A 14,369-nucleotide genomic window follows, 5' to 3' on the forward strand; every position below is an offset into this window, starting at 1 on the left:
TCATATACACTTGTTTACCTCTCGTGAGTTCCTGTCACCAGATGTATAGATTCACCAGATTAAAAAGCCCTGTTCTCGATGAGAACAGGGCTTTCGCTCTATTGCATGTAACCATTGCCTAGCAAACCAAATGATGAGTGTTGATGCGCAAAATCCATTCCATGCGCCTTAATAGGATGCGTATCGCGTCGCATTGGACAAGCTGGTCCAAATATCGTCCGTTTCGGCTCCGATATACCAATAGGCAAATCCGGCAACGCCTCTTTTGGCGGCCATCATCGTTTTTAGACCCAGGGAACGGCCATCCTCCACCCAAATTCGATGCTGGCTGCCTTGACGGTTATAGCTGAGCACATACTGACCAAGGTTGGCATCCCATGTCCGGTTATAATAAACCGAACGTATGCGCTGCCCCTGCTGGACCAAAGAAAGCTCTTCGGATGTGGCCCCGCCGGATTGCAAGGTCCAGTCCCGCGTATAATAAGGCAGAGCCAATATGGTCTTCGATGCAGGCACCACCGACAGCATCCGGTTCAGTGCCGACTCGACCCAAGGCAGCGAAGAGACGGAACCGGCTACGGGATCGCCGTCCCAATGCTCGTCGTATCCCATCAGGACCACATAATCCGCATATCGACCCAGGGCCTCGTAATCAAACGCTTCGGTCCAGTCCGTGCCCAGATCCGGGGATACGTCGATGGACAACACCGCTCCAGCTCCGCGCAGACTTGTGCCAAGCTCAGAAATGAAGGCCGTAAGCGATAAACGGTCATCCGGACTGACATTTTCAAAATCCACGTTAATCCCGGACAGCCCATATGTCTTGACATACCCGGTGAGTTTTTGTATGACGGTTTTTCGCTTGGTTTCGTCTGAAAGAATCTGATGCGTCAACTCCGAATCGGAGTGATTCCCGAGCATAGCCCAGATTTTTTTATTGTTTTGTTTGGCCCATGTCAAAAGACTGGAGTCCGCATGATTGGAGATGGGAACCTGCGTATTCTCCAGGAAAAACCAGCGTGGAACCAGCGTATTGACATTGCTGCTGCTCACCTTCTCCTTGAACTGGGTGGTCGTCAAACCGTTTTGCCAGCCAATCTGGAGACCCAGATTCGTCTTGGCGTGAATCGCCTTATTCCATACCTTGTCCTTCAGCACCCGATCCAGTACCGCAGCTGTTTCAGCCCGCGTCATGGCGTCCGTCGGACGGAATGTGCCGTTTGCTCCATCCATGAGTCCAAGCGTGCGCGCTGCGAGCACATAAGGAGCTGCCCAGGATGCAACCTTATCCGCATCTGCGTAAGGCAGATTGTTGCCTGAATTGCTGCCAGGGTCGACCTTCAGTGCGCGCACGATCAGGACAGCCGCTTCTTGTCTGGTAATGCGTTCAGCGGGCATGAACTGGGTCTTGTTCTTCCCTTCCACGATTCCTAGCTGTATTGCCGCCTCAACCCAGCCGTAATACCAGCTTTTCGAGGAAACGTCGCCAAAAGAAGGCATGTCGGCATCAACCGGTTCCAGCTTCAGCAGCCGATCCGCCATCGTCACGAATTCAGCGCGCGTCACGTTCTTTTTCGGCTCGAACCTGCGGTTGCCCGTTCCGTTCACAACCCCCTCTTTGACCAGCTCTACAATTTCCTTTTCAGCAAAATTGCCTTTAATGTCGTCAAACGGCAAAGCGGTTGATTGTGCGGCGAACGATACGCCGTTACTTGCCCCCAGCATGACTGCTGACGCCACACAAACCGCTACAACTTTATGAAATTTCTTCAAGAGGAATGCCTCGCTTTTTTCAAATAGATTAGAAGATTCTTCAATCGCTTCTTCTATCCTATCAAAAAGGTCCGCTGCGGTAGACGACCAAATCATGGTAAAGCAAAACGCAGAAGGCGCTACCAGAAAAATTTGATATATTTCCGGTGGTGTCATATAATCTTCTTCCGGCAAATTTTTATAGACACGGGGGAATGACAATGTTGAAGAATCAAAACGGCGAAATGTATCTGCAGCATCTACGCGCGGAGCACGCTGAGACTTTGCTTGATCTGAGAATTCGTAATCATGATTATTTACAGCCTTTCGAACCCATCCGGGACCCATCGTATTTTACGTTGGAAGCCCAGGAGCAGGATATTCTAACCGGCACTGGCGATGCCGAGCAGGCATCATCCCAATTATTCGGGATTTTTTTGACCGGGACGGATGAGTTGGTGGGCAGAGTTGCGTTAACCGGCATTGCCCGCGGCCCTTTCCAAAACGCAAATCTCGGTTATTTTATCGGACAGGAACAGCAAGGGAAGGGATACATGACCGATGCCGTCAAGCTCGCTGTCGGTTACGCATTCGGAGAGCTCGGTCTGCACCGCATTCAAGCGGGCGTGATGCCGCGGAATACGCCTTCCCTGCGGGTGATGGAGAAGGCCGGCTTCCGGAGCGAAGGACTGGCTCAGCGGTATTTGCGCATTAATGGAGTATGGGAGGATCATAAACTGTTTGCCATTACCCGGGAGGATTGGGGACAGTAAATCTGAAAATGCAAAGAAAATGCAAAACCCGGCCTCATAGAGACCGGGTTTTGTTTCAATATCAACGTCTTACACCTGCTTAACCATATGGTAATACACATGGCCGTTAATCATGATCTCTTTGTCCACTGCATAGCCCAGGTGAAGATATAGAGAATAAGCCCTGCTGTTGTCCGTGACAACGGCCATCGCTATTTTACGGTAGCCGCGTTCCTTGGCTCTTTCCTCGGCCGCATGGATCAGTTTGGTGCCAATCCCCTGCCCGCTGAATGATGGGGAAACCGATAATGTGTCAATATAATACTCATCTTCATCCGATTCCTTATCCAGTACAAGGGAGGGATCGTTTTTCATTGACCGCAGCCGATCGAGCATGGGCTGATCCAATTCCGCAATTTGATCTCCACCGTAGACGATAATGACACCCGCAACCTCGCCGTCCACTTCTTTCGTAATCGCCTGGCGATGAGAAAGACGTCCCTTGTCTGCAGCAAAATATTCCTCCAGCACCTGAACGACATTCTCTTCTTGTTCTTCCCCTGTCAGCTGATGAGCCACATCATGCAAAGCGTCATACAGCAGTCTTGCTGCTTGTTTTGCGTCTTCACGTGTTGCCGGTCTGATCGTCATGTTGTTTTTCCTCCAATATTACCTCGTCTTCATATAATTCCTTTATTATAGTCTACCCGCAAAAGAGGAACAAATCTCGTTCACTCTGGCTAACGCTTCCTCTGCGTCGATCATTTCCTTCTCATTTCCGTCCAACCGGTTCACCCACTCGACCTGGTATTCGGAAGCGGCCTTGCCGACGATAATGCGCAGCGGAGCTCCAATCAGATCCCCATCCTTGAACTTTACTCCGGGACGCTCATCGCGATCATCCAACAGCACATCTATTCCGGCTTGACGTAGTTTGTTGTACAGTTCCTCCGCCAGATCTGCCTGAGCAGCGTCCTTCATGGATACCGGAATAATGTGAATCTGGAACGGGGACAACGACAACGGCCAGCAAATTCCGGCTTCCGATTGATATTGCTCAGCAACCGCCGACATCAAGCGCGAAACACCGATCCCGTAACACCCCATAATCATGAGGTCTTCTTTGCCTTCCTGATTGGTAAACGTCGCACCGAGCGACTTGCTGTACTTGGTCCCCAGCTTGAAGACATGCCCGATCTCAATGCCGCGGCTGAATGCCAAACCCTCACCGCAATGCGGACAACAATCCCCTGATGCAGAATTCCGGAAATCTCCTGTTTCCACGGCTTCGAAATCCCGGCCTATGCTCAGATGGCGGACATGGTAGTCCTTGCGGTTTGCTCCTGCCATTCCGTCCCGTACAGCTGCAGCATCCATATCCACATATACGGGAATGGACAAGCCTGCAGGTCCGGCAAAACCATGAGGCGCACCGGTGATTTTCTCCACCATCTCCACATCCGCCAACTCCACATTCGCGGCACTCAGCGCATTCTTCAGCTTAAATTCATTCACTTCATGATCTCCGCGAACCACAACGGCAACCGGCTGATCATCCGCCATATATATCATCGTTTTCAAGAAAGACTCCGGCTTCTCACCTAAAAAGGCACTTAATTCTTCAATCGTTCTCGTATCCGGCGTGTAGATTTCCTTCATATCCGGAACAACCGTAAGCGGAAGTTTAGAATCTTGCTTCTGGCGAAAGACCGCCTTCTCCAGATTCGCCGCATAATGGCAAGATGGGCATGAAACGATTGTATCTTCCCCAATCTCGGCAAGCGCCATAAATTCAAGCGTTTCGCCTTCGCCGCCAATCGAACCTGCCTCCGCCTCTACTGCCTTGAAGAGGAGACCGCATCTTTCGAAAATCCTGTGGTACGCCTCAACCATGAGTCGATAGGATGCATCCAATCCCGGCCAGTCCGTATCAAACGAATACGCGTCCTTCATCAGGAATTCCCTTCCGCGCAGGAGTCCAAACCGGGGTCTTCGCTCGTCTCGGAATTTCGTCTGAATCTGGTATAGCCGCAGCGGCAGCTTCCTGTAAGTGTTCACTTCAGCCGCTACCAGCGAGGTGATGACCTCCTCATGCGTCGGACCAAGCACGAAGCCGCGCTGATGGCGGTCGTCGAGCCGAATCAGCTCCGGGCCATATTCCGTATATCTTCCCGACTTCTCCCACAGCTCCGAAGGCTGCATCGCCGGCATCAGCAGTTCATCAAATCCGGAAGCCTCCATTTCCTCTCGAATCACATGTTCCAGCTTATGCAATACGCGGGTTCCGAGCGGCAAATAACTGTATATGCCTGCAGCGAGCTGCCGGATGTAACCACCTCTAAGCAGCAGCTGATGGCTGAGGGCCTCAGCCTCCGCAGGAGCTTCCCGAAGCGTGGGAAGCAGCATTTGTTTTTGTCTCATGACGCTCATCTCCTTGAAATGATTTAAAAAGTATGCAAAAAAACACATTCGTCCGGTTCAGGGACGAATGTGTTCGTGGTACCACCCTCTATTTTAACGGCTTCGATAGCGCTTGGGCATTTCGAAGCCATCCTCATGGCGACATAACGGGGGTTACCCGGCCGGGAATACTCAAATCTGCAGCTTCTTTCTTCCGGCAGCTCACAAGATAGGGAAGCTCATGACGCGTGCGAAACCTTCCAGCCAAGGGTTTCTTCTCTGGGCACAGCGGGACTTCATGAACTGTGGGTCTTGATCATAGCATTTCAACATGTATAACGAACCTAGGTCGTTTTCCATACATTACAGGATCGGAAAGAATGATGTCAAGCATTACAAAGAAAACCCCCTTATCCGGCAACACAAATGTGATCGGAACAAGCGGGATTTTCGTCTGTGGAAAATTCACTTTTGAGCAAACATCTTCGGCAGGCTTTCGTCAAAAGGCGCGTAAGCGATACCGTTTTGCGTCACGATTGCTGTAATCAGCGAGTGATCCGTTACGTCGAACGCTGGATTATATACCTGTACATCTTTTGGCGCCATCGGCTTCTCATACCATTGGCTGGTTATTTCTTCATCCGCGCGCAATTCGATATGGATGTCGTCACCCGTCTTGCATTCCAGGTCAATCGTTGAGAGCGGCGAGCATACATAGAACGGGATGCCATAATGTTTTGCCAGGATAGCTACACCGGAGGTTCCGATTTTATTGGCCGTATCGCCGTTGGCAGCCACACGGTCGCAGCCCACAAGCACCGCCTGGACTTTGCCTTCCTTCATCACGATCGAGGACATATTGTCGCAGATCAACGTGACGTCTACTCCGGCTTCCTTCAGCTCCCAGGCAGTCAGGCGAGCTCCCTGCAGAAGCGGACGGGTCTCGTCTGCATATATCTTGAAGTTGTAGCCCTGCTCCTGCCCCAAATAGATAGGCGCCAACGCCGTGCCGTATTTGGCTGTAGCTATCGTTCCTGCATTGCAGTGGGTGAGAATTCCCCAATTCTCTTTCAACAGGGACAACGCGTGTTTGCCTATGCTCTCGCATACCCGCTCGTCTTCCTCACGGATTTCTTCCGCTTCCTGACGGAGCGCTTCCTTGACTGCTGCCAAGGTCTTGCCCGCCTCCTGTAAGAAACGGTTTTCCATACGATTCAATGCCCAGAACAGATTCACCGCGGTCGGTCTTGATGAAGCCAGATACGTCTTGACTTCAATAAAATCCTTTTGCAGTTCCTGATACGTGTTCGCCTTGGATGCTTTGGTACCTAAATATAGACCATAAGCCGCCGCAATCCCGATGGCTGGAGCCCCCCGCACTTTAAGCTTATAGATGGCATCCCATACATCCTTCATTTCCTTCACATGCAGGTAGACTTTTTCGTTTGGGAGAAGCGTTTGATCAAGGATCAAAAGCGTATCATTAGCGTCATCCAGCATAACGGATTGAATCATTGTAAACTCCGTCCGGTTGTTCTCCATCTTTTGATACCTCCTTAGATGTGTACTTCCTTTGCGCCGATGCACTCGGTCACCACACGAACGAAATCCTCACCCGTCACCATGCCGGAACGTTCCATAATGAACTTTTTCCCCATGATCAGGCAGAATTTCTCCGCATGGGCTCTTACAACGGCATCCTCAATGCATGTTATATCCTTTACGTGAGCTAGTCCCAGCGTTCTTCGGCACAGCTCCAGCCCCGTAACGGCCGCCGTATCTTGAATTATCTCATTCAAATAGTACATATCGAAACCCGGGATTTGCGCTGAGCGGTCAGTTGCTTTTTCCCGGAACAGGTTTAGGAACTTTTCACGGAACATATCTATCGCGTCGCGCACACTGGAGAGAAGCCACGCCTTCTGCTCTTCACGCTTGGATGTATCCTCCATCACGCTGTCAGCATTCACGTATGCGAACAGCAAATGGGCGATCACATTGCCGATATCATACCCGGCCGGTCCGTAAAAGGCGAATTCAGGGTCTATGATTTTCGTTGAATCGTCTTTAATAAAAATAGAGCCGGAATGAAGGTCACCGTGCAGCAGAGACTGCGCATGACTCATGAATTCGAACTTCAGCTTGGCCGTCTCCAGCAACAGTGCCTCATCCTCCCACAAATATGATTTCGCAAAATTGCGGGTAGGTTCGAATATATCATTGCGCGGGCAGTCATAAAACGGTTCCGTATACACCAGATCCTCTGAAATTTCGCAAAGATCCGGATTAATGAAGCTTTTCACCAAGTCCTTTTTCTCCTTATGGTTCATGACCACATCAGAAGTAAGAAGCAGCGTATTCACCATGAACGTGGTGATATGGTCTGCGAACAACGGGAACTGTCTATGCTCCAGCAGCGCTTTTCTCATGATGTCATGATCGGACAAGTCCTCCATCACGCAGCAATTCATCACGGGATCATATTTATAGAATTTCGGCACCAATCCTGGAGCAAGTTCATATTGAATTTTTAAAATTTCGCTCTCAATCCGGTTGCGGTCCGTCGACACTTCAATATCGGCCGAAATCCGCGCCACAGGGCCTGCTTGCTTGATGATGAGAGATTTGCCGCTGGCAGGATCAACGACGAGAAACACATAGTTCAGGTTGCCGTCCCCGATCTCTTTGCATGTGAGCTTGGCATCCCGATCAAAAACATCCAATTGGGTTAACGCGTAATTCAGCACATCGGATTCGTTCATCGTAAAATATTCAGTGTATTGATGCATGCGTTCCACTCTCCTCATCTATACCCATTGAACTCCTGTTTACTCTCTCAAGTTTCTTGAAACAAGTTGTTTTTTGCGGGTCATATGATCTATTTGGCTTTGTAATACGTGATGGCAAGCGCAAATGCGAGAACCGTACCTTTGACAATATCCATAGCATAATACGGAACGCTCAGCATAACCAGTCCATTTTGCAAAATTCCGATCAAAACAGCACCTACGAACGTGCCGATTGCATTCGGCTTTCCGGCGCCCAGGACGGCAAAACCGATATAAGCCGCGGCAACGGAATCCATCAGGTAAGGAGCGCCTGAATTGACTTCAGCCGTCATCACGCGGGCGCCCAGTATAATCCCGCCGATCGCTGCAAACACGGCCGACAAGAGATACGCTGCGACGCGATACTTGTTCACGGGTATCCCGGAAAGTTTCGCAGCCTCCCTGTTGCCTCCAATAACGTACATATAACGTCCGTGCTTGGTGTATGTCAGGAATACATGAACAATGGCAACCACGACAAGCATGATAATAATAATCCATGGAACTTGACCAATTTTCGCGAACATGGGGCTAATGATCCCCGTTGAAAACGACCCGTCCGGCATAATCATGTTTTGGGACAAGGTCGCACCTTTCGTATAGGTCTGCGCTATCCCCTGAAATACGAACATCATGGCCAGCGTAAGCAGCATGTCCTGAATTTTCAACTTGACGATCATGAAGGAATTGATAATTCCTGCCGTCAAACAGATCAGAATCGTTAAAATGATGCTCATCCAAACGCCCTGCCCGTGCCATACGAACATGGAAATGACCAGCGCATTGGCAAAGGATGCGACGGAGCCGACCGAGAGGTCAAATCCGCCGACGGACAACGAAATGGTAATCCCGATGGCAATGATGGTCACGATGGAAATGGAACGAAGTATATTAATGATGTTGGACGGCTGCAGGAAACTGTCGGACATCACCCCAAAGACGATGATGAGAAGAGCAATCGTGATCAGAGTACCGTATTTGTATAAGAAATCAAAAAATCCAAATGACTTGGGAGCCTTCGAGGTTTGGATCGTTTTGGCTGTATTCATGCTTACTTTCCTCCCGTGGAATAGAACAATATTTCTTCTTCGTTGGTCTCACTCGTTTGCAGTTCCTTCGCAATCATGCCGTCATAGAGCACATACATGCGATCCGTGATTCCCATCATCTCCGATAACTCGCAGGATGCGTAGATAATGCATTTCCCCCGCTGCGCGAGCTGGAATATCAGTTCGAATATATCTTTCTTGGCACCTACATCGACGCCTTTGGTCGGTTCATCGAAAATATAGACTTCTGCTTCCGTCATGAGCCATTTACCGATGGCCACCTTTTGCTGGTTCCCGCCGGACAGGTTCTGTAATCTCACATTCTCGCCTGGCGTCTTGATCCCCAGATTCTGTATGATTTCGCGGGCTGCCTCTTTCTCCTTCTTGAAGTTCAAGAATAGATTCATCCTAGAAAATTTCTTCAAGTTGACGGCTGTAAGGTTCGTAGCCACCGACTCGCCCACCAAAATCCCTTCCTTGCGCCGTTCTTCCGGGACAAGTGCAATCCCCTGCTTGACCGCATCGTGCGGGCTGCGGAGCCGCAGCTTCTTGCCGTGCAGAATGATATCTCCCGAATTCGCCCGCCCGAGCCCAAACAACGCCTTGCACAGCTCTGTCTTCCCGGCGCCTACCAGACCGGCTATACCAATAATCTCGCCTCTTTTGGCATGAATGTTAATATCGTGAACCTTCTCTCCATCGCTGAAGTTTCGGATCTCGAATATCGTTTCGCCTTTCTGAATGTCCATCTGAGGAAATTGATCCCCCAGCTTACGGCCCAGCATATACTCAACGACCTGATTCTGATTTATCTCCCTCATGCTCTCATTCACGACAAATTCCCCGTCTCTCATGACGGTAATATCATCGCAAATTTCGAACAGTTCCGGAAGACGGTGAGAAATAAAAATCACGCCGACATGTTCCTGTTTGAGATCCCTGACGATACGAAACAGCTCTTCCGTCTCTGAATGACTTAAAGGCGCTGTCGGTTCGTCGAGAATGAGAAAACGACACGTTTTGGAAATGGCTCTAGCAATCAGCACCATCTGCTTCTCTGCCAGCGTCAGTTCGCTGACCAGCTTCTTGGAGGGAACCTTGACGTTCATCTTGTCCAAAATTTCCTTGGAGCGTTTATGAATATATCCCCAAGAAACAACCTGTTTTTTGCCCATATCATTCACGCTATAATCCAGCATGATGTTTTCGCCTACCGTTAAATAAGGTACCAAAGCGGTATCGACTTCCTGATATACGATTTGAATCCCCAAGTCTTTCGCATCTTTGGGATTCCGGATCTGTACCGGTTCATCATCAATGTAAATTTCACCGGTATAATGACCGTATGCACCGGAAAGAACCTTCATCAGCGTAGACTTGCCTGCGCCATTGGCACCGATCAAGGCATGCGAAGTACCCGTCATGGTCATAAAATCAACATTCTTCAGTGCCTTAACACCGGGGAACTCAATAGAAATGTCCTTCATTTGCAGCTTTATTGGCTTGCCTTCGCCCATCTCTTCACCTTCTAAAAAAGGATTTCATCGCAAGTATGGGAAGTGCTGTCAAACAGCACTTCCCTTAACCTGTGTTCGGCCTATTCAGCCCTGTTTGTTATGTTATTTGGCGTAAGCTTCTTTCAAGTTCTTCATCCAAGGCTCCTCAAAAGCGTCGCTTTCGCCCCAGCCCGGCATAACTTTTGCAAGATTGACCATATTCACGCTTTCAGAGGCTGTCTTCAGCTTATCCTGTGTAATCAATGTTGCTGCCAGGTCATAGGTCTGAGGCACTTCTTCACCCGCAATTTTCTTCACCAGCATACGAACATCAACTTGTCCGATGACTTTCGGATCCACTGCAGCCGTTGAAACCCAAGGGCTTTTGTCTTCCTGCATCATTTGCAAGTCGGCATTGGAAACGTCGATTCCGTAAATTTTGATCTCATCGCGTCCCGCTTCTTTGACCGCGCGAGCCGCTCCGATCGCAAAAGCATCCCAAGTGGCAAAAATCGCGCTGATCTCGCCCTTTTTATGCTTGGTAAGCATCGCCGCAACGGCATTTTGTGTTTGTACGGATGTATCGGCAGAAGCTATACCGAAACGCTCGATTTCCTGAATTCCGGAATTCGCTGTCATAAATTCCTTATACACTGCGTTACGTCTTACCATCGGCGGGAACCCATCGACCCACAGGTAAACGATCTTACCCTGTCCTTTAAGTTCGTCGTTCATTTGAGTCAATGCCAGTTTGGCTAAGTTTTCATCATCCTGGGAAGTAAGGGTTACGCCCTGTACATTCGCCAATTCCGGATTGGAGTCAAATGCTACGACCGGAATGCCTTTTGCCGTAATCTTCTTCACGTCTTCCACCGTTGCCGCATCATCACCATGTGAAATAATGAATCCGTCATAATCTTTCTCCAGCGCTTGGGAGATGGCATCGTGGAACTTGGCTGTGTCTCCGTTTGCCGAGAAGGTATCCACCGTGAATCCCATGGATGTACCCTCTTGCTTGGCACCGGCCAGGAACTGCGCGGTATGATCATCTCCGCCAATTTTACGGACAACCATGATTTTCACTTGATCGTCTTTGGCAATGTTGTCAGGCACGCCTTCGACGACCTTTTTCTCCGGCGCCTTGCTTCCGCTTCCCCCGCTTGAGCAACCTGTAGCAACGACCGCCACCGCAAATAAACCGATAAGCAGCTTGCTGAATGTCTTTTTCTTCATGAACCTGCACCCCTTTTATAATGTTTGAATCTCGTATAACCTTTTATGTAGCTGGGTAGGTATCTCATTTCGGCGCCCGATGTGCTGATATAAAGCATTAAAGTCTTAACATATTCTCTTCCAACCACCGGAAGTAATTGAGAGAATTCGAATCCTATCACTTTACAAAGCATTATACGAAAAAACACATCCGTCCTTTAAGGGAACGAATGTGTTTCGTGGTACCACCCTGTATTCAAATAGGCTCGCTTCTGCTTATGGCAGCACGAATCTATTCTTAAAGTCAAAATAACGGGCTTCTCCCGGCCTGGAATACTCAAATCTGCAATTCTTTCATCCGGCAGCTCGCAAGTCTTATAGAAGCTCATACCGTGCACGAACCATACAGAATGAAAGTTTCTTCTCTGAGGCACAACGGGGATTCAATGAACTTGGATCTTGGTCACAGCTTTTCTCGTGTATGGCAAACTTTCAAGTTTGTTTTTCCATACATTACAGGATGATGAAGATTAATGTCAAGTATTCAGCACTGTTTAATTATAATTTCACTGTAATTTCTGCAATAGCTGAACCCGGTACGCTTCGCTTTCCAAAGATTGGATCTCTTTATACTCTGCATCAGTAAGTACTTTCGGCGTACCTGCAGCCTTGGCAGCAAGATAAATTTTGGCGCTTTCCTCGACAACCTCAGTACGGTAATAAGCCTCACGCAGATTTTTACCTGTCGTTACAAGTCCGTGGTTTTCCAGCAGGATTGAATTATAGTCGACAACCTTGGCTGCTACTGCGTTCGCCAGCACATCAGTTGTTGGCACCACGTAAGGTACGAACGTCACTTCGCCCACCAGCGCAGCCTGATCCGGGAACAGCATCGGCAGCTCCTTGGAGACCAGTGTCAATGCAATGCAATAAGCAGGATGCGTATGGACGATAGCCTGAACAGCCGGATTTTCACGGTAAGCAAAAAGATGCATCAGTACTTCCGACGAAGGGCGCACATCTGTATCGAGCACTTTACCGGACTCAATCTCCACGCGAATCCATTGATGCGGTTCAATATCCTCCAGAGCAAAGCCGCTTGGCGACAGCAGCATCAAGCCGTCTGCCTTGGCGCTAATGTTGCCTCCGGGCCCTACAACCAAACCTTTCGCTACGATCTTGCGGGCATAAAGCGTGAGTTCTTCCCGCACTTTCTGTTCCAGTGATTGTGTCATCTCTCCAACACACTCTCCTATCCATTGGTTTGCAGCGGATGTATCAGGCCTCCGCTTCCAGCCTTTTAGTGACGCACCAGCAACTGGTGATATTTCCGGTAACGTTCTTCCCATTCATCTGCATCTTGGGGAAGATAGGTTTCAGGCGGGAAGGATTGCCGGACCACCTGGCGGATTTCCGCCAGATTGTGAACCTCGCCATGAGCCTTAGCCTGCATCATCAAATTGCCGATGGAGGTTGCCTCTACCGGGCCTGCGATCACGGTTTTGCCGGTTACGCTTGCGGTCAGCTGGCAGAGCAGACGATTCTGAATCCCGCCTCCCACCATATGGATATGTTCCAGGCGTTCCCCGGTCAATTCTTCGATTTCACCTAAAGTCTGTCTATATTTAAAAGCAAGGCTCTCCAATATGCACCGGACGATTTCTGGACGCGATTGCGGAACTGGTTGCCCGGTAGCACGGCAGTATTCCTGAATTCGCTGCGGCATGTTTCCAGGCGGCAGAAATACAGCATCTCCAGCATCAATATAACTTGAATTCCGCGGAGCATGTTCCGCCATTTCCGTGAGCTCGGCATAGCCAAGCTGATATCCTTCCATCGCCCAGGTACGACGGCATTCCTGCAACAGCCACAGTCCCATAATGTTTTTGAGCAAACGGATTTTCCCTTCCGCGCCTCCCTCGTTGCTGAAGAGAAGTTGTCGGCTTCGTTCCGTAAGTATCGGCTCATCCAGCTCTATACCCATCAGAGACCATGTTCCGCTGCTGATAAAGGCATAACGGCTGGCTTCTGCAGGAATGGACGCTACCGCCGCAGCCGTGTCATGACCGGAAGCTGCGATCACAGGCATTCCATCAACGGACAACTCCGCGCAAATATCCGGCCGAAGCTCCCCTACACGTGTACCCGGCATAATGATCGGATTAAACAGCGATGGCGGAAGCGAGAGGGTTTCCATAACCGGGATATTCCAATCCCTCTTTACCGGATCCAGCAGTCCGCTTGTACTAGCGATCGTATATTCACTGGCCATGACGCCGGACAGATAATAATGGAATAAGTCCGGCATGAAGAGCATCCGCCAGTCACCGGCATTCTGCCCGAAAGAAAGCTGTTCTTCCGCAAGCAATTGATACACCGTATTAATACTGGAGGATTGGATGCCTGTTCGAGCGTATAGGTCAGCTTCAGGAATCAGCTTTAATGCTTCCCGCATGGCCGGCTCGCTCCGCAAATCCCGGTAGTGGCCAGGATTGCCCACCAGTTGTCCTTTCGGATCAACCAAGCCGTAGTCCACGCCCCAGGTATCCACGGCGATCGAGGCAGGAGTGCGGCCAAGCTGCTGCTTGGCCTTCACCATCCCCTGTTTGAGTTCATGAAACAACCTGAGAAAATCCCAATGCAGCCTATCGCCCAGCTGGACCGGTTCATTGGCGAAACGGTGTACCTCCTGAATCGACAGACGCTCGCCGTCAAAATGACCGGTCACCGCCCGGCCGCTGCTTGCGCCGAAATCCACCGCCATCATTTGCAATGATTGTGTGCCCACTTCATCACCTCATCTATACGAAATGAACTAAAGTTTCCGGCTGACCTGTTTGGATCGGGTTACCTTCCCTTTAATTCAAATGATCTGATTCA

The 14,369-nt window shown here is 49.8% G+C and carries 11 protein-coding genes; 1 reads left to right on the plus strand and 10 read right to left on the minus strand.

Annotated elements, in window-relative coordinates; genetic code table 11:
* Positions 1-168: 168 nt before the first annotated feature.
* The gene (locus GRF59_RS06260; protein WP_237391654.1) at positions 169-1,773 is read right to left on the minus strand and encodes an S-layer homology domain-containing protein; all 1,605 of its coding nucleotides are present in this window, start codon (positions 1,771-1,773) and stop codon (positions 169-171) included.
* Between the two features lie 200 nt (positions 1,774-1,973).
* On the opposite strand from GRF59_RS06260, the gene GRF59_RS06265 reads away from it, so the two are divergent.
* Positions 1,974-2,525 carry a GNAT family N-acetyltransferase gene (locus GRF59_RS06265; RefSeq protein ID WP_237391655.1) on the plus strand — a complete coding sequence of 184 codons (552 nt, stop codon included), beginning with the start codon at positions 1,974-1,976 and terminating at the stop codon, positions 2,523-2,525.
* 69 nt (positions 2,526-2,594) lie between these two features.
* Here GRF59_RS06265 and GRF59_RS06270 read toward each other — a convergent pair whose 3' ends face one another.
* From GRF59_RS06270 to GRF59_RS06310, 9 genes are all read right to left on the minus strand, one after another.
* A complete protein-coding gene (locus tag GRF59_RS06270) occupies positions 2,595-3,155 on the minus strand; it encodes a GNAT family N-acetyltransferase (RefSeq protein WP_160496758.1) in 561 nt (186 codons plus the stop codon).
* A 45-nt stretch (positions 3,156-3,200) separates the two neighbouring features.
* On the minus strand, positions 3,201-4,925 hold the full coding sequence (locus GRF59_RS06275) for a proline--tRNA ligase (RefSeq protein ID WP_160496759.1): 1,725 nt from the start codon (positions 4,923-4,925) through the stop codon (positions 3,201-3,203).
* Positions 4,926-5,369: 444 nt separating this feature from the next.
* Complete coding sequence (mtnA, locus tag GRF59_RS06280) at positions 5,370-6,446, minus strand: S-methyl-5-thioribose-1-phosphate isomerase (RefSeq protein WP_160496760.1); 1,077 nt, start codon at positions 6,444-6,446, stop codon at positions 5,370-5,372.
* Positions 6,447-6,460: 14 nt separating this feature from the next.
* On the minus strand, positions 6,461-7,693 hold the full coding sequence (gene mtnK, locus GRF59_RS06285; protein ID WP_160496761.1) for an S-methyl-5-thioribose kinase: 1,233 nt from the start codon (positions 7,691-7,693) through the stop codon (positions 6,461-6,463).
* A gap of 89 nt (positions 7,694-7,782) precedes the next feature.
* Complete coding sequence (locus GRF59_RS06290; protein ID WP_160496762.1) at positions 7,783-8,781, minus strand: ABC transporter permease; 999 nt, start codon at positions 8,779-8,781, stop codon at positions 7,783-7,785.
* Between the two features lie 2 nt (positions 8,782-8,783).
* Complete coding sequence (locus GRF59_RS06295; protein ID WP_160496763.1) at positions 8,784-10,298, minus strand: sugar ABC transporter ATP-binding protein; 1,515 nt, start codon at positions 10,296-10,298, stop codon at positions 8,784-8,786.
* A 102-nt stretch (positions 10,299-10,400) separates the two neighbouring features.
* Positions 10,401-11,510: a sugar ABC transporter substrate-binding protein gene (locus tag GRF59_RS06300; protein WP_160496764.1), complete on the minus strand. Its 1,110-nt coding sequence runs from the start codon at positions 11,508-11,510 to the stop codon at positions 10,401-10,403.
* A gap of 545 nt (positions 11,511-12,055) precedes the next feature.
* A complete protein-coding gene (locus GRF59_RS06305) occupies positions 12,056-12,724 on the minus strand; it encodes a class II aldolase/adducin family protein (protein ID WP_160496765.1) in 669 nt (222 codons plus the stop codon).
* Between the two features lie 65 nt (positions 12,725-12,789).
* Positions 12,790-14,277 carry a rhamnulokinase gene (locus GRF59_RS06310; protein ID WP_341480016.1) on the minus strand — a complete coding sequence of 496 codons (1,488 nt, stop codon included), beginning with the start codon at positions 14,275-14,277 and terminating at the stop codon, positions 12,790-12,792.
* Between the last annotated feature and the right edge of the window lie 92 nt (positions 14,278-14,369).

The sequence above is a fragment of the Paenibacillus dendrobii genome, from assembly GCF_009807035.1.
Lineage (GTDB): Bacteria > Bacillota > Bacilli > Paenibacillales > Paenibacillaceae > Paenibacillus_AQ > Paenibacillus_AQ dendrobii.